Annotated in this window: 19 protein-coding genes; 6 read left to right on the forward strand and 13 right to left on the reverse strand. The window is 68.9% G+C overall.

Going from position 1 to position 22,712, the window contains the following annotated elements; genetic code table 11:
* Nucleotides 1-81 precede the first annotated feature (81 nt).
* Nucleotides 82-4,692, forward strand: coding sequence for a DEAD/DEAH box helicase (locus CFB45_RS23965; RefSeq protein WP_089427688.1), 4,611 nt, complete (start codon nucleotides 82-84; stop codon nucleotides 4,690-4,692).
* Between the two features lie 135 nt (nucleotides 4,693-4,827).
* Nucleotides 4,828-6,102 carry an APC family permease gene (locus CFB45_RS23970; protein ID WP_089427689.1) on the forward strand — a complete coding sequence of 425 codons (1,275 nt, stop codon included), beginning with the start codon at nucleotides 4,828-4,830 and terminating at the stop codon, nucleotides 6,100-6,102.
* 149 nt (nucleotides 6,103-6,251) lie between these two features.
* On the opposite strand, the gene CFB45_RS23975 is transcribed toward CFB45_RS23970, so the two are convergent.
* The 4 genes from CFB45_RS23975 to CFB45_RS23990 all read right to left on the reverse strand — a co-directional run bounded on the left by CFB45_RS23975 (nucleotide 6,252) and on the right by CFB45_RS23990 (nucleotide 8,899).
* Nucleotides 6,252-6,548, reverse strand: a complete 297-nt coding sequence (locus tag CFB45_RS23975; RefSeq protein WP_089427690.1) for an XRE family transcriptional regulator — start codon at nucleotides 6,546-6,548, stop codon at nucleotides 6,252-6,254.
* A gap of 72 nt (nucleotides 6,549-6,620) precedes the next feature.
* Nucleotides 6,621-6,980 (reverse strand): type II toxin-antitoxin system RelE/ParE family toxin, encoded by a 360-nt coding sequence (locus tag CFB45_RS23980; protein ID WP_011355455.1) that lies wholly within the window; start codon nucleotides 6,978-6,980, stop codon nucleotides 6,621-6,623.
* A gap of 110 nt (nucleotides 6,981-7,090) precedes the next feature.
* Nucleotides 7,091-8,077, reverse strand: a complete 987-nt coding sequence (pcaQ, locus tag CFB45_RS23985; RefSeq protein WP_089427691.1) for a pca operon transcription factor PcaQ — start codon at nucleotides 8,075-8,077, stop codon at nucleotides 7,091-7,093.
* Nucleotides 8,078-8,161: 84 nt separating this feature from the next.
* A complete protein-coding gene (locus CFB45_RS23990; protein WP_089427692.1) occupies nucleotides 8,162-8,899 on the reverse strand; it encodes a helix-turn-helix domain-containing protein in 738 nt (245 codons plus the stop codon).
* Nucleotides 8,900-9,019: 120 nt separating this feature from the next.
* On the opposite strand from CFB45_RS23990, the gene CFB45_RS23995 reads away from it, so the two are divergent.
* The 3 genes from CFB45_RS23995 (at nucleotide 9,020) to pcaG (ending at nucleotide 11,165) form a co-directional block, all read left to right on the forward strand.
* Entirely contained in the window at nucleotides 9,020-9,586 is a 567-nt protein-coding gene (locus CFB45_RS23995; RefSeq protein WP_089427693.1) for a YiiX/YebB-like N1pC/P60 family cysteine hydrolase, read from the forward strand.
* 274 nt (nucleotides 9,587-9,860) lie between these two features.
* On the forward strand, nucleotides 9,861-10,568 hold the full coding sequence (pcaH, locus tag CFB45_RS24000; RefSeq protein WP_059683235.1) for a protocatechuate 3,4-dioxygenase subunit beta: 708 nt from the start codon (nucleotides 9,861-9,863) through the stop codon (nucleotides 10,566-10,568).
* Nucleotides 10,569-10,571: 3 nt separating this feature from the next.
* Nucleotides 10,572-11,165: a protocatechuate 3,4-dioxygenase subunit alpha gene (gene pcaG, locus CFB45_RS24005; protein ID WP_089427694.1), complete on the forward strand. Its 594-nt coding sequence runs from the start codon at nucleotides 10,572-10,574 to the stop codon at nucleotides 11,163-11,165.
* 458 nt (nucleotides 11,166-11,623) lie between these two features.
* Here the strand turns inward: pcaG and CFB45_RS24010 are convergent, their stop codons facing one another.
* Nucleotides 11,624-12,403, reverse strand: coding sequence for an AraC family transcriptional regulator (locus CFB45_RS24010; RefSeq protein ID WP_089427695.1), 780 nt, complete (start codon nucleotides 12,401-12,403; stop codon nucleotides 11,624-11,626).
* Between the two features lie 142 nt (nucleotides 12,404-12,545).
* Here CFB45_RS24010 and CFB45_RS24015 point away from each other — a divergent pair, with 142 nt between their 5' ends.
* The gene (locus CFB45_RS24015) at nucleotides 12,546-13,325 is read left to right on the forward strand and encodes an alpha/beta fold hydrolase (protein ID WP_089427696.1); all 780 of its coding nucleotides are present in this window, start codon (nucleotides 12,546-12,548) and stop codon (nucleotides 13,323-13,325) included.
* Nucleotides 13,326-13,363: 38 nt separating this feature from the next.
* On the opposite strand, the gene CFB45_RS24020 is transcribed toward CFB45_RS24015, so the two are convergent.
* From CFB45_RS24020 to CFB45_RS24055, 8 genes are all read right to left on the reverse strand, one after another.
* Nucleotides 13,364-14,191 carry a M55 family metallopeptidase gene (locus tag CFB45_RS24020; RefSeq protein ID WP_089427697.1) on the reverse strand — a complete coding sequence of 276 codons (828 nt, stop codon included), beginning with the start codon at nucleotides 14,189-14,191 and terminating at the stop codon, nucleotides 13,364-13,366.
* The gene (locus CFB45_RS24025) at nucleotides 14,188-15,270 is read right to left on the reverse strand and encodes a DmpA family aminopeptidase (RefSeq protein WP_089427698.1); all 1,083 of its coding nucleotides are present in this window, start codon (nucleotides 15,268-15,270) and stop codon (nucleotides 14,188-14,190) included. Before CFB45_RS24025 ends, CFB45_RS24020 begins: the two co-directional genes overlap by 4 nt.
* Nucleotides 15,270-16,163 (reverse strand): glutathione ABC transporter permease GsiD, encoded by an 894-nt coding sequence (gene gsiD, locus CFB45_RS24030; RefSeq protein WP_089427699.1) that lies wholly within the window; start codon nucleotides 16,161-16,163, stop codon nucleotides 15,270-15,272. Before gsiD ends, CFB45_RS24025 begins: the two co-directional genes overlap by 1 nt.
* 7 nt (nucleotides 16,164-16,170) lie before the next feature.
* Nucleotides 16,171-17,091 carry a glutathione ABC transporter permease GsiC gene (gene gsiC / locus CFB45_RS24035; RefSeq protein ID WP_089427700.1) on the reverse strand — a complete coding sequence of 307 codons (921 nt, stop codon included), beginning with the start codon at nucleotides 17,089-17,091 and terminating at the stop codon, nucleotides 16,171-16,173.
* A 79-nt stretch (nucleotides 17,092-17,170) separates the two neighbouring features.
* Nucleotides 17,171-18,733, reverse strand: coding sequence for a glutathione ABC transporter substrate-binding protein GsiB (gsiB, locus tag CFB45_RS24040; RefSeq protein ID WP_089427701.1), 1,563 nt, complete (start codon nucleotides 18,731-18,733; stop codon nucleotides 17,171-17,173).
* A gap of 95 nt (nucleotides 18,734-18,828) precedes the next feature.
* Nucleotides 18,829-20,736: a dipeptide ABC transporter ATP-binding protein gene (locus tag CFB45_RS24045; protein WP_089427702.1), complete on the reverse strand. Its 1,908-nt coding sequence runs from the start codon at nucleotides 20,734-20,736 to the stop codon at nucleotides 18,829-18,831.
* 29 nt (nucleotides 20,737-20,765) lie between these two features.
* A complete protein-coding gene (locus CFB45_RS24050; protein WP_089427703.1) occupies nucleotides 20,766-21,767 on the reverse strand; it encodes an isoaspartyl peptidase/L-asparaginase family protein in 1,002 nt (333 codons plus the stop codon).
* Nucleotides 21,764-22,708 carry a MurR/RpiR family transcriptional regulator gene (locus tag CFB45_RS24055; RefSeq protein ID WP_089427704.1) on the reverse strand — a complete coding sequence of 315 codons (945 nt, stop codon included), beginning with the start codon at nucleotides 22,706-22,708 and terminating at the stop codon, nucleotides 21,764-21,766. Before CFB45_RS24055 ends, CFB45_RS24050 begins: the two co-directional genes overlap by 4 nt.
* Nucleotides 22,709-22,712 lie beyond the last annotated feature (4 nt).

The raw sequence follows: 22,712 nt of genomic DNA on the forward strand, positions 1-22,712 counted from the left end.
CGCACGCGCGACGTCTGGCACACTGACGATTCGATTCGCACCCGCGCCCTCCGCGCGCTTGCACCCCATTTCAACGCTCCGATGGACGTCACCACTACCCGCCCTGCCGCCAGTGCGCTCGACGTGTTCCACCCGGCCGTCGCCGCGTGGTTCCGGCGCACGTTCACCGCGCCCACCGGCGCGCAGGCGCTCGCGTGGCCGCACATCAAGGCCGGCCGATCGACGCTCGTTGCGGCACCGACCGGCTCCGGCAAGACGCTCACCGCCTTCCTGTGTGCACTCGACGATCTGGTGCGCGATGCGCTGGCGCACGACGGCACGCTGCCCGACGCAACGCTCGTCGTGTACGTGTCGCCGCTGAAGGCGCTGTCGAACGACATCCACGTGAACCTCGATGCGCCGCTGGCCGGCATCGCCGAATCGCTCGCGCAACTCGGCTTGCCGGTGCCGGCGATCCGCACCGCCGTGCGCACCGGCGACACGACGCAAGCCGAACGCGCCGCGCTGCGCAAGCGCGCGCCGCACATCCTCGTGACGACGCCCGAGTCGCTGTACGTGCTGCTGTCGTCCACGTCGGGGCGACGAATGCTGTCGGACGTGCGCTCGGTCATCGTCGACGAAATCCATGCGCTCGCATCATCGAAGCGCGGCAGCCATCTCGCGTTGTCGCTCGAACGTCTCGACGCGCTGGCCGGCCGTGCGCTGCCGCGTATCGGACTGTCGGCGACGCAAAAACCGATCGATGCGGTCGCGCGCTTCCTGGTCGGCGGCCCGGCTGACGCGCCGCGCGACTGCACGATCATCGACACGGGCCACACGCGCGAGCGCGACCTCGCGCTCGAACTGCCGAACGTGCCGCTCGAACCCGTGATGGCAACCGACGTGTGGGAACAGGTGTACGACCGCATCGCCGGCCTCGCAGCCGCGCATCGCACGACGCTGGTGTTCGTCAACACGCGGCGCACCGCCGAGCGCATGGCGCGCCATCTCGCCGACCGGCTCGGCAAGGAAGCGATCGCCGCGCATCACGGCAGTCTCGCGAAGGAGCACCGCTTCGACGCCGAGCAGCGCCTGAAGCGCGGCGAACTGAAACTGCTCGTCGCCACGGCATCACTTGAACTCGGCATCGATATCGGCGACGTCGATCTCGTCTGCCAGGTCGGCTCGCCGCGCGGGATCGCACCGTTCCTGCAGCGCGTCGGCCGCTCCGGGCACCATGTCGGCGGCGTGCCGAAGGGCCGGCTGTTCCCGCTGTCGCGCGACGAGCTCGTCGAATGCGCGGCGCTGCTCGATTGCGTGCAGCGCGGCGAGCTCGACACGCTGCGCATTCCCGAAGCACCGCTCGACGTGCTCGCGCAGCAGATCGTCGCCGAAGTGGCGTGCGCGGAGTGGCAGGAGGACGCGCTGTACGCGAGCTTCACGCGCGCGGCGCCGTATGCGCGGCTGACGCGCGAGCGCTTCGACGAAGTGATGAAGATGCTCGCCGAAGGCTTCACGAGCCGGCGCGGCGTGCGCGGCGCCTACCTGCATCGCGACGTGGTCGGCGGCACCGTGCGCGGGCGCCGCAACGCGATGATGACCGCCACGACGTCGGGCGGCACGATCCCCGACATGGCCGATTACGCGGTGCTCCTCGAACCGCAGGGCATCCAGGTCGGCACGGTCAACGAGGATTTCGCGATCGAAAGCCTGGCCGGCGACGTGTTCCAGCTGGGCAACCAGTCGTACCGGATCATTCGCGTGGAAACGGGCCGCGTGCGGGTGGAGGATGCGCAGGGGCAGTCGCCGAACATCCCGTTCTGGCTCGGCGAGGCGCCGGGGCGCAGCGACGAATTGTCGGCGGCGGTCGGCCGGCTGCGCGCGCGGCTCGACGGACTGTTCGCCGACGGCGAGCGGCAAGGGCACGCCCGAGGCGGTGAACGCACTGACGACGATATCCGCGGGAAGACGACGGCTGAAACAAAGGCGACGACCAAAGCCAAGACCAAAGGCGGTGCAAAATCGACGCGACGCGTTGAAGCCGAAGCCGAAGCCGAAGCCGAAGCCGAAGCCGAAGCCGAAGCCGAAGCCGAAGCCGAAGCCGAAGCCGAAGCCGAAGCCGCGATCAGTGTACGAAACGACGTCTCCCGTGCCACCCCTGCCAGCCCGGCCGACAGCCGGCTCGCGCCGGCATTGCGCTGGCTCGTCGACGATCTGCACCTGTCGCCCGACGCCGCGCACCAGATCGCCGACTATCTCGCGCGCACGCGCGCCGCGCTCGGCGCGTTGCCGACGCAGGACACGCTCGTGATGGAGCGCTTCTTCGACGAATCGGGCGGCACGCAGCTTGTGATCCATTCGCCGTTCGGCAGCCGCATCAACCGCGCGTGGGGGCTCGCGCTGCGCAAGCGCTTCTGCCGCAGTTTCAACTTCGAGCTGCAGGCGGCCGCGACCGACGACGCGATCATCCTGTCGCTGTCGCTCGCGCACAGCTTCGCGCTCGACGAAGTGTGGCGCTACCTGCGTTCGGCGAGCGCCGAGCACGTGCTGGTGCAGGCCCTGCTCGACGCGCCGATGTTCGGCGTGCGCTGGCGCTGGAACGCGACCACCGCGCTCGCATTGCCGCGCTTCACCGGCGGCAAGCGCACCGCGCCGCAACTGCAGCGGATGAAGAGCGACGACCTGCTCGCGACCGTGTTCCCCGATCAGGTCGCGTGCCTCGAGAACATCGTCGGCGAGCGCGAGATCCCGCATCACCCGCTCGTCGACCAGACGCTCGACGACTGCCTGCACGACGCGATGGACACCGAGGGCTGGCTTGCGCTGCTGCGCCGGATCGAAAGCGGCGCGATCGAGCTCGTCGCGCGCGACCTGCCCGCGCCGTCGCCGCTCGCGGCCGAGATCCTGAACGCGAAACCCTACGCGTTCCTCGACGATGCACCGCTCGAGGAACGCCGCACGCAGGCCGTGCAGTCGCGCCGCTGGAGCGATCCCGAATCGACCGACGATCTCGGCGCGCTCGACGCCGACGCGATCGCTGCCGTGCGCGACGAAGCCTGGCCGCTCGTGCGCGACGCCGACGAAATGCACGACGCGCTGCTCACGCTCGCGTGCATCGCCGACAGCGAAGCACGCCAGCACGAAGGCTGGCTCGACCGGCTCGCGGAACTCGCCGAACACCGCCGTGCGACGAAACTCGTGACACCCGGCGACGCCGCGCTATGGGTGCCGGTCGAACGACTCGTGTGCGTGCGTGCACTGCATCCCGACGCACGCATCGTGCCGGCGCTCAAGGTGCCGGCCGCGTGCGCGCAGCCGTGGGAATCGGACGCCGCACTCGTCGACGTGATCCGCGCGCGGCTCACCGGCTTCGGGCCGCTTGCACTCGACGCGATCGCGGCACCGCTCGGCCTGCCGCCTGCGTCGATCGCGACGGCACTCGCGGCGCTGGAGCGCGAAGGCTATGTGATGCGCGGCCGGTTCACGCCGGGCGCGACGACGGACGAATGGTGCGAACGCCATCTGCTTGCGCGCATTCATCGCTATACGGTGAAGCGCCTGCGCCGCGAGATCGAGCCGGTCGAGCGCGCCGATTTCATGCGCTTCCTGTTCCATTGGCAACACCTGACGCCGGACACGCGCGGCACGGGCCGCGACGCTCTCGCGGCCGTGGTCGAACAGCTCGAAGGCTACGAGGCCGCGGCAAGCGCCTGGGAAGACGCGCTGCTGTCCGCGCGGCTCACCGACTACATGGCGGGTGGGCTCGACGAGCTGTGCCGCTCGGGCAAGCTCGTTTGGACACGCATCGGCGCGCCGGCGCGCGCAGCCGGCACACCCGTTAAGACGACGCCGATCGTGCTGCTGCCGCGCCGCCACCTCTCGGCCTGGCAGGCGCTGCGCGATCCCGATGCGCAACCGGCGCTGTCCGCGCGGGCCACGCAGGTACGCGACGCCCTCGCCGCGCATGGCGCGATGTTCTTCGATGCGCTGCTCGACGACCTGCACATGCTGCCCGTCGAACTCGAACAGGCGCTCGGCGAACTCGTGTCGGCCGGCCTCGTGAATGCGGACAGCTACGCGGGCCTGCGTGCGCTGTTGAAGCCCGCCGTCAAGCGCAGCGCGACCTATGCGCCACGCACCCGGCGCGGCGGTGCGCTGATCGGCGGGATGGATGACGCGGGCCGCTGGGCACTCGTGCAACGTCATGCGCCGCCGGCCGATGCGCCCGCACCGAAACGCGGCCAGGCCGCGACCGACCCCGACGCGCTCGAACACATCGCCTGGACGCTGCTGCGCCGCTACGGCGTCGTGTTCTGGCGGCTGCTCGAACGCGAAGCCGACTGGCTGCCGAGCTGGCGTGAACTCGTGCGGGTACTGCAGCGCCTCGAAGCGCGCGGCGAGATTCGCGGCGGACGCTTCGTCGCCGGGCTCGCGGGCGAACAGTTCGCGTTGCCCGAAGCGATTCCGATCCTGCGCGAAATGCGGCGGCAACCCGGTGACGGACAGTACGTGTGCGTGACGGGCGCCGATCCGCTGAATCTTGCCGGCACGCTGCTGCCCGGCGACAAGGTGCCGGCACTGGCCGGCAATCGCGTGCTGTTCCGCGACGGCGTGCCCGTCGCCTCGCTGGTTTCGGGCGCGTTCCACTACGCCCCCGAGCTGTCGCCCGCCGCGCGCGAGGATGCCCGCCTGCGGCTCGCACGCCACTGCTGACATCGGCTGACACACGACACCGCACGGACTACTGATCGCCGGGCCGCGCTGCCGCCGTCGTTCGGGTAGCATCGAACGATTTTCCGCGCGAGCGCCCGCGCTCGAACACAACAAGACTTCCGGAGACTGCCGTCCATGCCCTCGCATGTCGAATCGCCCGCCGCTCATCACGCGGGCTCGCTGACGATTTTCCAGGGCGCCGCGCTCTATATCGGCGCGGTGCTCGGCACCGGCGTGATCGCGCTGCCCGCACTGGCCGCCGAGGTGGCGGGGCCGGCCTCGCTACTTGCCTGGGCGGCGTTGGTCGTGCTGTCCGGGCCGCTCGCGGCCACCTTCGCCGCACTCGGCGCGCGCTATCCCGACGCAGGCGGCGTCTCGACCTACGCGCGGCGCGCATTCGGGCCGAAAGCCGCCGCGATCGTCGGATGGTGCTTCTACTTCGCGGTACCGGCCGGCGCACCGGCCGCCGCCATGTTCGGCGGCGCATACGTCGCGGCCGTCACGGGCGGCGGGCACACGACGGTCATCGTCACCGCTGCCGCGCTGATCGCGACCGTGTCGGCCGCGAATGCATTCGGCGTCACGGTTTCGGGCCGCATGCAGCTCGTGCTGTCGGCACTGCTCGTCACGCTGCTGCTCGCCGCGGTGCTCGCCTCCGCGCCGCATGCACGCACCGCGAACCTGCATCCGTTCGCGCCGCACGGCTGGCTCGCGGTCGGCCAGGCTGCCGCGCTGCTCGTATGGAGTTTCGCCGGCTGGGAAGCGATCACGCATCTCGCGGCCGAATTCCGCCGGCCCGCGCACGACATGCCGCGCTCGGCGGGAATCGCGGTCGTGGTGGTCGGGTTTCTGTATCTGTCGGTTGCTGCCGCGAGCGTGACGGTGCTCGGGCCGTCCGCGGGCGGATCGGGTGCGCCACTCGCCGAACTGATCGCGGGCGGCATCGGCGGCCATGCGCAGGTGCTGGCCGCCGCAGCCGCCCTGTTGCTCACGCTCGGTACGATGAACGCGTATTTCGCGGGCGCGGCCAAGCTCGGCGCGGCGCTCGGGCGCGACGGCGCATTGCCCGCGTGGCTCGCGCAGGGCAGCCAGGTCGGCGGCGTCCCGCGTCGCAGCCTCGGCGTGATCGCCCTGCTCGCCGTGGTCGCACTCGCTGCGACGACGCTGTCGGACGTCGGGCCGAAGCCGCTCGTGCTCGTCACCTCCGGGTGCTTCGTGATGGTGTACGGGCTCGGCGCGGCCGCCGCGCTGAAACTGCTGCCGCGCGGCGGCATCGCACACCGTTGCGCATGGATTTCGCTGGTCGCGGTGGCCGGGCTGTTCCTGACGACCGGCTGGTACATCCTGTGCCCGCTGCTGCTCGCGGGCGGGGCGCTGCTCTATCTGCAGGTGGCCGGGCCGCGTCAGTGACCCGGCAGCTGCGCGCGGGGTCGACACGCGCCTGCTTGCGGCGACGCGCGGGCTGACATCACCGAACCGCTGGCCGGATTGCCGGCCACGCCGCCGCGTGCATCATGCGTAGGGGCGCAGCCTCGGCCGCCGCCGACGCTGCGCGCCCGTCAGGCGGGCACCAGCTCGAAGCTGAGCCGTTTGCCGAGCGCGGTGGCCGCGCTCGCGAGCGTCGCCAGCGTGAGGCTCGTGTCGGTTTCGTCGAGCAGGCGGTTGAGCGCGGCGCGGCTGGTTTTCATCCGTGCGGCCATCGCGGTTTTCGTGATCTGCTGCGCCTTCATTTCCTGGCCGATCTGCCACGCGATCACGCGCTTGATCGCGGTGGCGGTGGCCGCCTCGAGATTGCCGTCCTCCTCGAGGAAGGTATCGAAATCGCTGCCGATATGCGGATTGTTCGTGGTCGTCATGGGTACTCCAGTGCATGGCGTTGCCGGCGGCCTGACCGTCGAAGACGGCGTGTTCCGGCGCAACCGGGGAATTCAGATGGCGCGCATCAGCGCTTTCAGGCGCGCGACGGTGACATCGAGATCGTCCGACGGCGTGGCCCGCGACTGCTTGAAGAAGCCGTGCAGCAGGACCATCGTGTCGCCGACGACCGTAAACAGCACGCGGGCGCTCCGCCCCGGCAACATCACGCGGATCTCCCACAGATCCTGCGCCATCTTCCGAACCAGCGGCATGCCGAGCGGCCAGCCGAGTTGAACGGTCTTGATCTCTTCGCCGATCGCCCTTCGCTCCGCTTGCCCGAGCGCCTTCAGCCATTCGCGCACCGGCTCGTTGCCACGGGCCGTCTGGAAGAACCGCACGCCGAGCGTGACCTGGATCTGCTGTCTCGTCATCGTCCTGACACCAATCGTACCAAAATCGGTACGATATGCCAAGCACCCCGCAGCCGGCTACTGACCGGATGGCCAATCCGGCAGCCGGGAACGGCGGGCGGTCCGCCGGCTCAATCGTCGCGACGAGCCGGCTTGCGCGCCGCGCGTGGCGCCCCGCGTTCACGCGTCTCGCCGAACCGCGACCGCGCGATGTCGCGCACGGCGTCGATCAGCGTCCGCGCGACCGGCGACGGCTGCGCATCGGTGCGCAGCACCAGCCCGACCGGCTCGTCGGTGCCCGCCGACGGCAGCGGCAGGCGTGCCAGCGCCCCGGCCGACAGGTCGTATTCGGCCGCATAGAGCGGCACGAACCAGACTGCGTCGTTTTCGAGTGCCAGCGCACGCGCGACCGACACCGACAGCACCTCGATGAACGAATCCAGCGGCGGCACGCCGCAAGCGCCAAGCAGCTGCTCGGCCGACTGGCGGATCAGCGTGCCGAACGGCGGCAGCACGACCGGATAGCGCGCAAGCTCGGCCGCCGGCGCCGCATTCGAGAGCAGCGGATGCCCGGCGCGCACGACGGCAACGAGCGGCTCGTTGTACAACTGCTCGAACGCGAGCCCGATCATCCGCTCCGGCTCCGACAGCCGCCCGATCGCGCACTCGATCGCGCCGGACTTCAGGCGCTCGAGCAGATCGGCGTTCGCGGCCGTCGCGATCCGCACGACGACGCGCGGCCAGCGCTCCGCGAGCGCCTTCATCAACGCGGGCGCGAGCGATGCCGCGACGGTCGGCAGCATGCCGATTTCCAGCGTCGCCGCGGCGGCCCCGCCTTCGCGCGCAAGCAGCCCGACACCCTGCCGCAGCGCCAGCACGCACGCGTTCGCGTGCGGCATGAACAGTTGCGCCTCGCGGGTCGGCTGCGCGCCCTGCCGGCCGCGCTCGAACAGCTTCACGCCGAGGATCGCCTCCAGTTCGGCGATCGTCTTCGACACGGCCGGCTGTGTGATCGACAGGCTTTCGGCTGCCTTCTGCACGCCGCCCAGCTGCGCGACCGCGAGAAAGCACTGCAGATGCCGGAACTTGACGCGGCCGTCCGCGATACGGTTATTCATAACAGGTGGTTATGCGATTGACGATGAAATGCCATTTTGCATAACTTTCCGGATAGCCCCAAGCGCTCGACGAGACGTCACGCGTCACGCGTTGCGCCGCAGTGCCTGGAAACCGGCCGGCTCCCACATCCGCTTCGCGATCAGCAAGCTGGTGCCGCGCTTCTGCGCGAGCGGTGCCGACGACGATTCCGCGTGCAGCGCGGCCGCCTTGCTGCGCAGCCGGCGCAATTCCAGTTCGAGCTCGGCGGAAGCAGCCTCCGTCAGCATCCCCTGCGAGAACGTCATCGTCTCGCCTTCGCCGTCGAAGCGGCTGTCGAGGAAATCGCCGAGCGCGTGCGCATGGAAGTAACGGCGGATCGGCCCGCCCGGCAGCCAGTCGAAATCGCGCGCGACGCGCACGCGAATCCGGTCGCCCGGCAACAGCGCGACGACGTTCATCCGGTCGAGCATCAGCAGGTATTTCACGCACTCGGCCTTCGTCACCTGATAGGCCGACACGATGTCCTGCACCGTCCAGTAGTTGATCGCGCAGACGGCGACGAGCAGCAGCTTGTCGTCGGACACGAGCAGCGCCTCCTGCTGCTCGGTCAGCACGTGCAGCCTCGGTGCCGATGCGGACGCCTCCTGTACGAGCTCGGCCAGCGTATAGCCGAGCAGCTGGGCGATCTCCACGACGCGCTCCAGCGTGAAGCGGCCGCTGGCGAACAGCCGCTTCACGCTGGTCTCGGAAACGTCGAGCGCACGTGCGACGTCGCGGTAGGTCATGCCCTGCGCCTTCAGCTGGCGCTTCAGCATGTCGATGAGTTGGGCGGTTTCGGTCATTTTGGTATCGAAAAGTGATGCTCGAGGTCAGATATTAGGCTACCTGCGCGCGCAGATGAACACATTCGGATACTTGTCTGCATAATCCGCTCCGTGCTGTCACTGAACGACGGAGCCGACATGCCCCCCCGAACCGACACCGCTGCCTACGAATCGCATCACCCCGCCCCGCGCGATGCCCGCGACACGGATCGCACGATGCCGCTCGCCACGGTCCGCACGCTGGCCGCCAGCGCGCACGTCGGGGATCTCGTGTTCATCCGCGTGCCGGCGAATGCGCCGCGCGACGCGGCAGGCGCGACGGGTGCGTGGGCCAATCGCTTCGGCATCGTCGTCGACACGTCGGGCGACGAGCCCGTGATCGCCGAATCCGCGTTGGCGTGGACGAAGCTCACGCCGCTGTCGCGCTTCGTCGCCCGTACCGACGGCGGACGCATCGCGCTGGCCCGTCGCGTCGCGGCGCCGACCGCCGATGCGCAGCGCCAGGTGCACGCAATCGCCGAACAACGGATCGACGCCCTGCTCGGCAACCGCTTCAACCTGCGGACGCGGCGCGGGTTCTGCGCGCGCTACGTGAGCGACGTGCTCGGTGCCGACCGGGATGCGACGCCGGCCGCACTGCTGCGCAGCGGCACCCTGTCACTCGAATTCGACGGGATCGTGTTCGATCCCGGCCGCCCGTCATAACAGGCGCTCAGGGAGACCGGATAACAACAAGAACGACAACACAAAAAAGCGGCGACGGGCTGGCTGGAGGGCCGTGCACGGGGTCGTCACCGACGACGCGAAGCCCGATCGCTTTTTCCGCCGGACAGGCATCCTGTCCGGCGGAATTTTCATTGGCGCATCGAACATAACGAACGGTTATGCGATTTGCTAAAAAAGGTCATTTTGCATAACTTTCCGGATTGGCTACAGTCGTGCCATCCACTTCGCGAAAGACCTATCAGGAGACGCCCCGATGGATTCCCCCACGATCCTCACGCCGCGCGACTGGCCGTCGCATCCGGCCTATATCCACCCCGAGTACCGTTCGTCCGTGAAGCGCGGCCCGACGCGCCCGCTGATCCCGCTGAAGGAGAAGCTCCGCGACCAGTACGCGCCCGTCTACGGCGCCGAAGATCTCGGCGCGCTCGACCATGACCTGACGAAGAACGCCGTGAAGAACGGCGAGCCGCTCGGCGAGCGCATGGTCGTCACGGGCCGCGTGCTCGACGAAGGCGGCAAGCCCGTGCGCAACACGCTCGTCGAGGTATGGCAGGCGAACGCGGCCGGCCGCTACGTGCACAAGGTCGACCAGCACGACGCGCCGCTCGACCCGAACTTCCTCGGCGCGGGCCGTTGCCTGACCGACGACGAAGGCCGCTACCGCTTCCTGACGATCAAGCCCGGCGCATACCCGTGGGGCAACCATCCGAACGCGTGGCGCCCGAATCACATCCACTTCTCGCTGTTCGGCGATTACTTCGGCTCGCGTCTCGTCACGCAGATGTACTTCCCCGGCGACCCGCTGCTCGCGTACGACCCGATCTTCCAGGGCACGCCCGAGGCCGCACGCGATCGCCTGATCTCGCGCTTCTCGATGGACATCACCGAAGAAGGCTATGCGCTCGGCTACGAATTCGACATCGTGCTGCGCGGCCGCGACGCTACCCCGATGGAGCGCTGAACCATGACGACGCTGAAGCAAACCCCTTCGCAGACGGTCGGCCCGTACTTCGCGTACGGCCTGTGCCCGCAGCAATACGACTACGACCTGAAGAGCCTGTTCACGCCGACGATCGCCGCGGCACACGCCGAAGGCGAACACGTGCTGCTGGTCGGCCAGGTGTTCGACGGTGACGGCAACGTCGTCGGCGACGCGGTGCTCGAGTTCACGCAGGTGGACGGCGCGGGCCGCTACCCCACGTCGCGCGACGACATCGCGAAATCCGGCTTCACGGGCTTCGCGCGGGTCGGCACCGGCACCGATGCGCAGCAGCGCTTCGTCGTCGAGACGGTGAAGCCGGGCCGCCTCGCCGCCGACGAAGCGCCGCACATCAACGTGACCGTGATGATGCGCGGGATCCTCACCCATGCATTCACGCGCGTGTACTTCGACGACGAAGCCGCCGCAAACGCAGCCGACCCCGTGCTGAACGCCGTACCGGCCGAGCGCCGCGCGACGCTCATCGCGAAACGCGATGCGCAGCCGGGGCGCCCGGTCGTCTACCGCTTCGACATCCGCATGCAGGGGCCGGACGAAACCGTGTTCTTCGACGTGTGACGCGCGGGCCGGCTCACGCCGGCTTCGCCCGCTACCGCACCGCCGCGTGGCGCGATACCGACAGGCATCGCGCCACGCGGCGTTTTTCATGGTCCGTCGTCATCATTCGATGCTGCGGTGCAGCGTGCCATATCGCGGGTGCCGACGGCCTTGCCACGGGCCTCCTGCCCCTGCATCGAACGCGCGATTGAAACGCATGCTGCGACAGCACACAAGTCGTCTGTCCGACACGATATCGTTTGCGCGTTATGCGGCGTATTCTTCGCTATCCGCAACGCTTCAATGAGATTGAATCGAAACAGGAAACAATTACGCATGTCATGCGCGACACCGCCCGGCAGGCTGGGCGCGCATTTTTTCTGACCGAGTGCCTTGAAACGCGTCTGACCGAAGTTGGCAGGCGCGTATTTTTTGGCGGCGGCCGGCACACCGGCGTGGCGTGCGTCACTTCGTTCCGGTCAGCGCCGAATCTCCAGATAGCGGCTCGGCGTATCACCCAGAATGCGGCGAAACGCCGACGTGAACGCGCTGGCGCTCGCATACCCGAGATCGAGCGCGACCCGCGTCACCGGCTGCCCGTCGCTCAGGCGCGCGATCGCCGCGAGCATGCACACCTGCTGGCGCCATACGGCAAAACTCACGCCCGTCTGCGCACGGAACTGCCGCGTGAACGTGCGGCGGCTCAAGCCCGCGTCCGCGGCGACCTGGTCGAGATCGGCCGCGATCGACGGCGAGGCGAGCAGGTGCCGGCACACCTTCGCCAGCCGTGCGTCGGCCGGCAGCGGCGCATGCAGCGACAGGCGCGGCATCGTCGCGATTTCCGCGACCAGCAGCGCCATCAGCTTGCCCGCGCGCCCGTCGACGTCGTACAGGGCCGGCAAGTCGATCGCATCGTCGATCAGTTGCCGCAGCAGCGCCGATACGCCATACACACCGCACTGTTCGGGCAGGCCCGCCTCCTGCGCGGCGGCGCCGGACACGAACGTGTTGAGCATCGTGACCGGCCCGGTCATCGTCATTTCGTGCCGCACGCCGGCCGGCACCCAGCACGCGCGCTGCGGCGGCACCAGCCAGCGTCCGTGCGGCGTCGACACGCTGATCGTGCCGCGCGACGCGAACGCGAATTGCCCGCGCCCGTGCGCGTGTTCCGGAAACGTCGTGCCCGCCGCATAGTCGTTCGCGGTCACCACCACGCTCCGGGGAATGTTTTCGTAGGGATCTAGCAGCGTATTTCTCACGGCCCGAATTCCATCATCAATGACCCGATATCGAAGGCGGGTCTCCTTCGCGCGATCTACGATCCGCTCCACCCTTGCGCGACCTGACGGCCGCAAGACCCGTCGGCCTGATCGGCCGGATTACCACTGCATCGGAGCGGACATGCCGAATACGTTTCATCGCGTGGGGGACGGCCCCCACCCTGTTCTTGTACTGCCCGGCTGGTTCGGCGACGCCCACGCGTTCGAACCCGTCGAAGCGTGGCTGTCGCGCAAGCACTTCAGCTATGTATTCATGGACTACCGAGGCTACGGCCGCATGCGCGACGCAGCGGGCCACTACACGATCGACGAGATCGCCGCCGACGCGCTCGCGCTGGCCGACACGCTCGATTTCGCGACCTTCAGCATCGTCGGCCATTCGATGGGTGCGATGGCGGCCGAGAAAGTCGCCGTCATCGCGCCCGGGCGCGTGCGCGCGCTGGTGCCGATCACGCCCGTGCCGTGCGGCGGCCTGCCGTTCGACGCGGAGAAACGTGCGCTATTCGAGCGCGCCGCCGACCACGTCGCCGATCGCCGGACCATCATCGATCGCAGCACCGGCGGCCGGCTGCCCGCCGCGTGGGTCGAGTGGAAAGCCGCGTATTCGGCAGCCCGTTCTTCGCCGCCGGCGTTCGGCGCGTACTTCGGCGCGTGGGCCGATACGGATTTCGGCGACGAGATCGCCGGCACCCATCCGGTGAAAGTGCTGATCGGCGAGCACGATCCGGCGTTCGACGCGACACTGATGGCCCGCACCTACCTGCGGCGTTATCCGCTCGCCACCGTCGACGTGCTGCGCAATGCAGGCCACTACCCGATGAACGAGACGCCGCTCGCGTTCGTCGCCGCGATGGAAGCGTTCCTGCTCGCCGTGACGGCGCACCCCGTCGGCAACCCCTGACGACGCGCGGCGCGCAAGGAGCATGGCGGTCATGCGCATCACCGCAGCATGAACGACATCGCCGACAAGCTGTTCAGCGTGCGCACCACATGCTCGACCGAAGGCCCGTCGAAGCGCAGCGTCACCGCATCGACGCGCTCCAGCGACGGCAGCACGCAGAACAGGTCGGCCTGCGCCGCCGTCTGCACGCGCAGCGTGCACGCGGCCGGCGCGGGCCGATGGGCGCCGGCGCGCACGCCTGCCGACAGTGCGTGCGCAACCGCTTCGCGCGCCGCCGCTGCGATCCGCGCACATGACGCGGCGGGCGTGAGCGTATCGCCGCTCGACGCGCCGCCGGCCGTCTTGACCGTCTCGAAATGCGCATCCGGAAACAGCGGCCGCGTTTCCTCCGCGAACACGTCGTCGCCCGTGGCCAGCGCGACGTGCGCGCCGTATTCGCGCGCCAGCGCGCCGTACAGCCCGGCTTCGCCGAGTTCGACGCCGTTCAGCCAGACCTGCGTGAACGCAAAGCTGTTGATCGTGTGCGCGAGCACGCCGCGCGTCTGCGATTTCGCGTGATAGCCGATCATGAACACGAGATCGGGCTGCTGCTCGAGGCCCGTCATCATTCCGAGCGTGCGCGGCTTGCCGAGGACGACACGCGCACGCGCATCGAGCCCGTCGGGCAGCAGGTTGCGGAAACCGCCGTGCGAATCGTTGACCCACACCGCCTGCGCACCGCCCATGAACGCGCCTTCGATCGCCGCGTTCGCCTCGGCGGTCATCCAGCGGCGCGCGCGCTCGTATTCCGGATTGCCGGCGCGCGTCTGCTCGATGGCGAATACGCCGGCGACGCCTTCGATGTCGGTCGAAATCAGGATCTTCATGACTGGGTAAGACGTCCTTCGTGGCCTTCGTTGAACAGGCGATCGAGATCGGGCACCGCATCGCGCAGCGATTGCCGCACGTGGCCGTCGCGCCCGGCCACCGTCACGGCCTGCAGCAGCGCGTCGGCGATCGCATGCTCGACGCTTTCGGCCGCGGCCATGAACAGCGGATCGAGCGCCGCATCGGCGACGAGGGCCGGCAGCGCGAGGGTCGATGCGTCGTGCGCGATCGTGTAGGCGGTGGAGAAGGCGAGCGCGATGTCGCCGCTGCCGTGCCCGTAGACCGAGCCCGTGCGGGCCAGCCCCGCCCCGGCGCGGCGCGCGAGCCGCGACAGTTGCCGCGCATCGAGCGGCGCGTCGGTCGCCAGCAACAGGATGATCGATCCTTGCTCCGGCGGCGCCGCATGCGCGGCCCCGGCCGCGCGCCGTTGCGCGACGATGCGCCCGACCGGCACGCCGCCGAGCGTCAGCATCGGCAGCCGGCCGAAATTCGCGAGCACGAGTGCGCCGACCGTATAGGGCCGCCCGGCCGCGACGGCGACGCGCGATGCCGAACCGATCCCGCCCTTCAGGTCGAAGCTCGACATCCCGCGCCCCGCGCCCACCGCGCCGCGTGCGACGTCACGCGATGCCGCGCGGCACGCGTCGTCGTAATGCGCGGGCGTGACCGCGAACGCCTGGATATCGTTCAGATAGCCGTCGTTGCACTCGAACACGAGCGGGTTGACGGTCGACCAGTCGCGGCCGATCTGCGGATTCGCCGCGATCGCCGCGCGAATCTGCGCCTGCGCGAGCGCGCCGACGCCGAACGTATTGGTCAGCGCGATCGGCGTCTCGAGCGTGCCGAGTTCGTCGACCTGCACAAGCCCGACACTCTTGCCGAAGCCGTTGATCACCGCCGCCCCAGCCGGCACCTTGCTGCGGTACACGTCGCCCGGATGCGGCTTCACGACGGTCACGCCCGTCTGCACGTTGCCTGCGTCGAGCGTGCAATGGCCGACCGTCACGCCCGGCACGTCGGCGATCGTGCCGCGCGGCCCGGACGGCAGCGTCGCCGTCCACATCGGTGCATCGCGCATCAGCGGCGCTCCAGCTTCGGATCGAGCGCGTCGCGCAGCCCGTCGCCGAGCAGGTTGAACGCGAGCACGGTCAGGAAGATCGCCAGGCTCGGGAAGATCGCGATGTGCGGCGCCGTCACCATGTCCGCGCGCGCCTCGTTGAGCATCGCGCCCCACTCCGGCGTCGGCGGCTGCGCGCCGAGCCCGAGGAACGACAGGCTCGCGGCCGTGATGATCGACGTGCCGATCCGCATCGTGAAGTAGACGACGACCGACGACACGGTGCCCGGCAGGATGTGCCGCATGATGATCGTCCAGTCCGACGCGCCGATGCTGCGCGCGGCCTCGACGTAGGTCATGTGCTTGAGCATCAGCGTGTTGCCGCGCACGAGCCGCGCGAACGCCGGGATGCTGAAGATCGCGACCGCGCAGATCACGTTGACCATCCCGTTGCCGAGGATCGCCACCACGCCGATCGCGAGCAGGATGCCCGGGAACGCGAACAGCACGTCGGCCACGCGCATCGTGATGCGGTCCCACCAGCCTTCGTAGTAGCCGGCGAGCAGACCGAAGAACGTGCCGATCACCGCGCCGAGCGCGACCGAGAAGAAGCCGGCGGCGAGCGAGATGCGCGTGCCCGTGATGATCCGGCTGAAGATGTCGCGGCCGAGCGAGTCGACGCCGAACCAGTGCACGGCCGACGGCCCCGCGTTCAACGCGTCGTAGTCGAAATAGTTCTCCGGATCGAACGGCACGATGTGCGGGCCGACGAACGCCAGCACGACGAGCGCCAGCACGAAGCCGCCCGCGACGAGCGCGACGGTCTGCTTGCGGAACTTGCGCCAGAATTCGCGCCACGGCGTGCGGATCGCGGCGGGTGCGGCCGGCGCCGCGGTCTGGACTGTCGCGTTCATGTGCGCCTCACTTGAACCGGATGGTCGGGTTGATGACCGCGTACAGCACGTCGACGGTCAGGTTGATCAGGATGAACTCGAGCGAAAACAGCAACACGATCGCCTGGATCACCGGGTAGTCGCGCATCGTTACCGCGTCGACGAGCAGGCGGCCGAGCCCCGGCCAGTTGAACACGACCTCGACGACGATCGAGCCGCCGAGCAGGAAGCCGAACTGCAGCCCCATCATCGTGACGACCGGGATCATCGCGTTGCGCAGGCAGTGCTTGAGCACCACCATCGGCTCGTGCACGCCTTTCGCACGCGCGGTGCGCACGAAATCCTCGTTCAGCACCTCGACGAACGACGCGCGCGTGAAGCGCGCCATCACGGCCGCGACCGCGGCGCCGAGCGTCAGCGACGGCAGCACGTAGCTCTTCCACGAACCGTCCGGCACGACCGGCAGCCAGCCGAGCTTCACCGAGAAGACTTCCATCAGCAGCATGCCGAGCGCGAACGCGGGAAACGAGATGCCCGACACCGCGAGCGTCATGCCGAGGCGATCCGGCCAGCGGTTGCGCCACACTGCCGACGCAATGCCGATCGCCATCCCGAAGGCCGTCGCCCACACCATGCTGACGAGCGTCAGCATCAGCGTCGGCATGAAGCGCTCGCCGATCTCGGTCGAGACCGGCCGCTTGCTGCGCGTCGACATGCCGAAGTCGCCGTGCGCGATCTTCGTGAAGAAGTTCACGAACTGCGCGGGCAGCGGGCGGTCGAGCCCGAGATCGGCACGCACGAGCGCGATCGTCGCGTCGTCGGCTTCGGGGCCGGCCGCGAGCCGCGCCGGATCGCCCGGCAGCAGGTGGACGAACAGGAACACCAGCACCGCGACGATCGCGAGCGTGGGCAGCAAGCCGAACAGGCGTTTGACGAGAAAATTCAGCATGGGGCACCGATCGAATCAGCGTGCCGGCGGCTCGCGCCGCCGGCACCGCATGGCGGACGAACCGCCGTCATCACCACTGTCATTTCAGCGAGATTTCGTCGAAGTTGAACGAACCGTCCGGCATCACGTACGCACCCTGCAGCCGCTTGCTGCGCGCATACACGATCTTCTCCTGCACGAGGAAGATCCACGGTGCGTCGGTCCAGATCTGCTTCTGCGCATCGGCGTAGAGGTCGGTCTTCTTCGCGCGATCGACCGTCTCGAGCGCCTTCGTCAGATCACCGTCGACCGTGTCGTTCTTGTAGTACGCGGTGTTGACGAGCTTCGGCGGCGCCGACGCACCGGCGAGCAGCGGCGTGATCGCCCAGTTCGCCTCACCCGTCGACGACGACCAGCCGATGTAGTACATCCGCACCGGCGCCTTCGCCGGATCGGGCGCGCTCTCGACCTTCGCGACCCGCTCGCCGGCCTCCAGCGCCTGCACCTGCACCTTCACGCCGACCTGCGCGAGCTGCTGCTGCACGAACTGAATCGCCTTCTGCGACGTCGAGTTGTTATACGCGGACCACAGCGTCGTCTCGAAGCCGTTCGGATAGCCTGCCTCCTTCAGCAGCGCGCGCGCCTTCGCCGGGTCGTACGGCCACGGGCCCAGCTTCGTCGCATAGTCGACGCCCTGCGGCACCACGCCGGTGGACGGCGTCGCGAAGCCGGAGAACGCGACCTTCGCGAGCGCTTCCTTGTTCACCGCGTAGTTCAGCGCCTGGCGCACCTTCGGGTTGTCGAACGGTTTCTGCAGCATGTTCAGCGACACGTAGCGCTGCACGATCGACGGCCGCTCCACGATGTCGACCTTCGGGTTGCCCTTCAGGTCGACCGCCTGCTCGAACGGGATGCGGAACGCGAAATCGGCTTCGCCCGTCTTGATCAGCGCGGCACGCGTGTTGTTGTCGACCACCGGCTTCCAGTCGATCGCGTCGATCTTCGGATAGCCCTTCTTCCAGTAGCCGGCGAACTTCTTCACCTTCAGGTCGTCGGTCTGCTTCCATTCGACGAATTCGAACGGGCCGGTGCCGACCGGATGCAGCGCGATGTCGCGGCCCCACTTCTTCAGCGCGGCCGGCGAGATCATCACGGCCGACGGGTGCGCGAGCGTGTTGATCAGCGCCGAGAACGGCTCGCGCAGCGTGATCTTCACCGTGTACGGATCGACCACTTCGGTCTTCTCGATCACGCGGAACATGTTGTAGCGCTTCAGGTGGTTCGCCGGATCGGTCACGCGGTCGAAGTTCGCCTTCACGGCCGCCGCGTTGAAATCGGTGCCGTCGTGGAACTTGACGCCCTGGCGCAGCTTGATCGTGTACGTCTTCGCATCGGGGCTCGCGTCGTAGCTCGTCGCCAGCACGTTGACGAGCTTCATGTCCTTGTCGAAGCCGAACAGCCCCTGGTAGAACGACTTGACGACGGCCTGCGACACCGTGTCGTTCGCGTCGTACGGGTCCATCGTCGTGAACGTCGAATCCACCGCCATCACCGCGGTCTGCTGCGCGAACGCGGGCACCGCGGCCGACAGCGCGAACGCGCCGGCAAGCGCGACGAAACACGCGCGCGGACGAAACATCGGGAACGGATGCTGCTTGGTCATGTTGCTGGGCTCCTATCGGTGAATCGGTGACGCCTCACGGGCGTTTCGGTTTCGACTTCCTGCACGCTCGCGCATCGCCGTGGCGACGCATTGCTTCAGTACGCGCCGCCGACGCGATGCGTCGCGACGTAATGATCGGGGCCGACCGCGACGAGCGGCGCGACGGCGGGCTCGTCGCCGACCGCGCGGATCGGGCTCGGGATTTCGTCGGCCGCCAGCTGGCGCGGCGCATGCCTGCGTGCCGGATCGGCCACCGGCACCGCGCTCATCAGCTTCTTCGTGTACGGGTGCTGCGGCGCCTCGAACACCGCGCGGCGCGGGCCGATCTCGACGATCTGGCCGAGGTACATCACCGCGACGCGATGGCTGATGCGCTCGACCACCGCCATGTCGTGCGAGATGAACAGATACGCGACGCCGAGCTCGCGCTGCAGGTCGAGCATCAGGTTGACGATCTGTGCCTGCACCGACACGTCGAGCGCCGACACCGATTCGTCGGCGATCACGACTTTCGGGTTCAGCGCAAGCGCACGCGCGATCGCGATCCGCTGGCGCTGGCCGCCCGAGAATTCGTGCGGATAGCGGCGCGCGGCCTCGGGCGGCAGGCCGACCTTGTCGAGCAGCCAGTCGACGCGCGCCTGCGCTTCGCGGCCGCTCGCGACGCCGTGCACGAGCAGCGGCTCCATGATCGAAAAGCCGACGGTCAGGCGCGGGTTCAGCGACGCGAACGGATCCTGGAAGATGAACTGGATGTTCCGGCGCAGCGCCTGCAGGTCCGGGCCTTTCAGCGCACTGATGTCGCGGCCGTCGAACTCGATCGAGCCGCTCTGCGATTCGACGAGGCGCAGCAGCGAGCGGCCGGTGGTCGACTTGCCGCAGCCCGATTCGCCGACCAGCGCGAGCGTCTCCCCCGCGCGCAGCTCGAAGCTCACCCGTTCCACCGCATGCACGTATTGCGACACGCGGCCGAACACACCGCTCTTCACCGGGAAGCGCGTCACGAGATCGCGCACGCGCAGGATCGGCGACGCGGACTGATCGACGGGCGGCTGCGCAGCGTCGTTCGCCGCGGGGGCGGGCGACGCAGCCGGCGCCGCCGTGCTCGCGCCCTCCACCTTCAGCAGCGGGAATTTCTCGGGCGCATCGGTGCCCTGCATCGAGCCGAGTTTCGGCACGGCCGCGAGCAACGCGCGCGTGTAGCGATGCTCCGGCGCCGCGAAGATGCGATCCGACTCGCCCTCCTCGACCTTCTCGCCGCGATACATCACGAGCACGCGGTCGGCCACTTCGGCCACCACGCCCATGTCGTGCGTGATGAAGATCACGCCCATGTTCATCTCGTCCTGCAGCCCGCGCACCAGTTGCAGGATCTGAGCCTGGATCGTCACGTCGAGCGCGGTCGTCGGCTCGTCGGCGATCAGCAGCGACGGCCGGCACGACAGCGCCATCGCGATCATCACGCGCTGCCGCATCCCGCCCGACAACTGGTGCGGATAGCGCGCGAACACGCGGCGCGCCTCCGGAATGCGCACGAGTTCGAGCAGCCGCAGCGTTTCCGCGCGTGCTTCCGACAGGCTTTTCGACTGGTGCAGCGCGATCGCCTCGCTGATCTGGTCGCCGACCGTGAACACCGGGTTCAGCGACGTCATCGGCTCCTGGAAGATCATCGCGATGTCCGCGCCGCGAATGCCGCGCATCGTCGCGCCGCTGGCCTGCGCGAGATCGACAATCGCACCGCCGCGCCGGCGGAACGCGATCCGGCCGTTCGTGATCGCGCCGCCGCCGTGCTCGACGAGCCGCATCAGCGCGAGCGACGTGACCGACTTGCCCGAGCCCGATTCGCCGACGATCGCGAGCGTCTCGCCGCGGTCGACGTGAAACGACACGTTGCGTACCGCGTCGAACGTCGCGCCTTCGCGGCGGAACGTGACCGACAGGTCGTCGACGGCCACCACGCGCTGCTCGGGCAGCACCAGGCCGGACGGGTTACGGCTCGAAGTCATCGTGGGTCTCCTCCTCGTGCGGGCCGGGATCAGGCCGTGTCGTCGTCGCGATAGATGCCGACCACCGGCGCTTCGCCGACGCGCGCATAGCCGCGGTACATCCCTTCGGTGTTGAACGGCATCGCGACGTTGCCCTGCGCATCGACCGCGATGATCCCGCCGCGGCCTGCGAGGCGCGGCAGCTTGTTCATCACGACGTCGTGCGCGGCATCGGCGAGCGATGCGCCGCGATACGCGATCTGCGCGGCCACGTCGTGTGCGGTCGCGAGCCGGATGAACATCTCGCCGGTGCCCGTCGACGACACCGCGCAGGTTGCGTCGTCCGCATAGCAGCCCGCGCCGATGATCGGCGAATCGCCGACACGCCCCGGCTGCTTGTTCGTGATGCCGCCCGTCGACGTCGCCGCCGCGATGTGGCCGTGCTGGTCGCATGCGACCGCGCCGACCGTGCCGTGCTTGCGGTCCGGGTCGAGCGGTTCGGCCGGCTGCTGCAGTTGCTGTGATGCGCCGAACGTGAACGTCGCCGCGTCGTGGTCGAGCATGGCGCCCGCCGCTGCGCGCGCCTTGACCCACTGCGCGTGACGCGCCTCGGTGTGGAAGTAATCCGGTTCCGCGAGTTCGAGCCCCTGCGCGGCCGCGAACGCATCGGCGCCCTCACCGGCGAACAGCACGTGCTCGCTCGCTTCCATCACGCGCCGCGCGGCCAGCACCGGATTGCGCACGCGCGTCGCGCAGCAGATCGCGCCGGCACCGAGCGTCGCGCCATCCATCACCGCCGCGTCGAGTTCGTGCTTGCCCTCCGCCGTATAGACGGCGCCGCGTCCTGCGTTGAACAGCGGACAATCCTCGAGCATCCGCACCGCGACGGTGACGGCGTCGAGCGCGCTGCCGCCGTCGGCCAGCACCTGCTGCGCGGCCGTCAGGATGGCGGTCAGTTCGGCACGGTACTGACGTTCGGTGTCGGAATCCATCGCCTCGCGCAGGATCGTGCCTGCGCCGCCGTGAATCGCAACGATCGCGGGTGAAGTCATGTTTTTTTCGGACGGTGAGTAGAAGGGTTGGCGGCCGGCAGCGTCGCTTGCGGCTGGACGAGCCACGGCAGCAGGAATTCGGTCATCTCGGCCGCGGATTTCGCGGATCGGTGCGTGCGCAGCGCGACCGCGTCGATCAGCGCCTCGATCATCGCGAGCACGGCCGCTTCCGACGTCGCCGCGAAGCGCCGCTCGGCCTTGACGTACAGGTTCAGCGACGCAATCGGCGCAAGCGGCGATTGCGGGCCGTCGGAGATGCCCAGCACGCGCGCACCGCGCGCCGCCGCGCGACGGGCCAGTTCGATGGTGTCCTTCACGTAGCGCGGAAACGCGAGCGCGATCACGAGATCGCGCGAGTCGGCCGTGTACAGCCGCCGCGCCGCGTGCGACGGGCCGCCGAGCAATGCGAGCGACTGCACGTTGTCATGGCAGACGGACAGCCCGTGCTCCATCAGCCCGGTGAGAAACGCGCTCGACCCCGCGCCGAGAATCAGCACGCGCCGCGCGCCGACGATCGCCTCGACCGCGGCCTCGACATCGGCTGCGTCCAGTTGCGCACGCGTGTTCTCGATGTTCGCGACGGCCTGGTCGAATACCGCGTCGATCCACGCGGCGCCGCGTACGCCGGGCTCCTGCTCCTGCGCGGAACGCAGCCGCTCGACCGGCCCGAGCGTCGCCTCGAAGCCACGCACGAGCGCCGCGCGCATCGCCGGATAGCCGTCGAAACCGAGCGCCTTCGCGAAGCGGTTCGCGGTCGCGATCGACGCGTTCACGGCCTGCGCGAGTTCGTCGATGCGCATCGTCGCCGCGCGGAACGGATTCGCGAGCACGAACTCGCCCATGCGGCGGTGGATCGGCGTCATCAACGGCATCGCCGACGCGATCCGCTCGGCGATCGCGGGTTCGTCGTGACTGGCGTCGGGCGGAACGAGAGGCGTCATGCGA

This window comes from Burkholderia sp. HI2500 (assembly GCF_002223055.1).
Taxonomy (GTDB): Bacteria; Pseudomonadota; Gammaproteobacteria; order Burkholderiales; family Burkholderiaceae; genus Burkholderia.

Excerpts from the sequence above, each read along its gene's own strand:
- CFB45_RS23965 (WP_089427688.1), top strand. The coding sequence starts at position 82 with ATGGACGTCACCACTACCCGCCCTGCCGCCAGTGCGCTCGACGTGTTC.
- CFB45_RS23970 (WP_089427689.1), top strand. The coding sequence starts at position 4,828 with ATGCCCTCGCATGTCGAATCGCCCGCCGCTCATCACGCGGGCTCGCTG.
- CFB45_RS23975 (WP_089427690.1), bottom strand. The coding sequence starts at position 6,548 with ATGACGACCACGAACAATCCGCATATCGGCAGCGATTTCGATACCTTC.
- CFB45_RS23980 (WP_011355455.1), bottom strand. The coding sequence starts at position 6,980 with ATGACGAGACAGCAGATCCAGGTCACGCTCGGCGTGCGGTTCTTCCAG.
- pcaQ (WP_089427691.1), bottom strand. The coding sequence starts at position 8,077 with ATGAATAACCGTATCGCGGACGGCCGCGTCAAGTTCCGGCATCTGCAG.
- CFB45_RS23990 (WP_089427692.1), bottom strand. The coding sequence starts at position 8,899 with ATGACCGAAACCGCCCAACTCATCGACATGCTGAAGCGCCAGCTGAAG.
- CFB45_RS23995 (WP_089427693.1), top strand. The coding sequence starts at position 9,020 with ATGCCCCCCCGAACCGACACCGCTGCCTACGAATCGCATCACCCCGCC.
- pcaH (WP_059683235.1), top strand. The coding sequence starts at position 9,861 with ATGGATTCCCCCACGATCCTCACGCCGCGCGACTGGCCGTCGCATCCG.
- pcaG (WP_089427694.1), top strand. The coding sequence starts at position 10,572 with ATGACGACGCTGAAGCAAACCCCTTCGCAGACGGTCGGCCCGTACTTC.
- CFB45_RS24015 (WP_089427696.1), top strand. The coding sequence starts at position 12,546 with ATGCCGAATACGTTTCATCGCGTGGGGGACGGCCCCCACCCTGTTCTT.
- CFB45_RS24020 (WP_089427697.1), bottom strand. The coding sequence starts at position 14,191 with ATGAAGATCCTGATTTCGACCGACATCGAAGGCGTCGCCGGCGTATTC.
- CFB45_RS24025 (WP_089427698.1), bottom strand. The coding sequence starts at position 15,270 with ATGCGCGATGCACCGATGTGGACGGCGACGCTGCCGTCCGGGCCGCGC.
- gsiD (WP_089427699.1), bottom strand. The coding sequence starts at position 16,163 with ATGAACGCGACAGTCCAGACCGCGGCGCCGGCCGCACCCGCCGCGATC.
- gsiC (WP_089427700.1), bottom strand. The coding sequence starts at position 17,091 with ATGCTGAATTTTCTCGTCAAACGCCTGTTCGGCTTGCTGCCCACGCTC.
- gsiB (WP_089427701.1), bottom strand. The coding sequence starts at position 18,733 with ATGACCAAGCAGCATCCGTTCCCGATGTTTCGTCCGCGCGCGTGTTTC.
- CFB45_RS24045 (WP_089427702.1), bottom strand. The coding sequence starts at position 20,736 with ATGACTTCGAGCCGTAACCCGTCCGGCCTGGTGCTGCCCGAGCAGCGC.
- CFB45_RS24050 (WP_089427703.1), bottom strand. The coding sequence starts at position 21,767 with ATGACTTCACCCGCGATCGTTGCGATTCACGGCGGCGCAGGCACGATC.
- CFB45_RS24055 (WP_089427704.1), bottom strand. The coding sequence starts at position 22,708 with ATGACGCCTCTCGTTCCGCCCGACGCCAGTCACGACGAACCCGCGATC.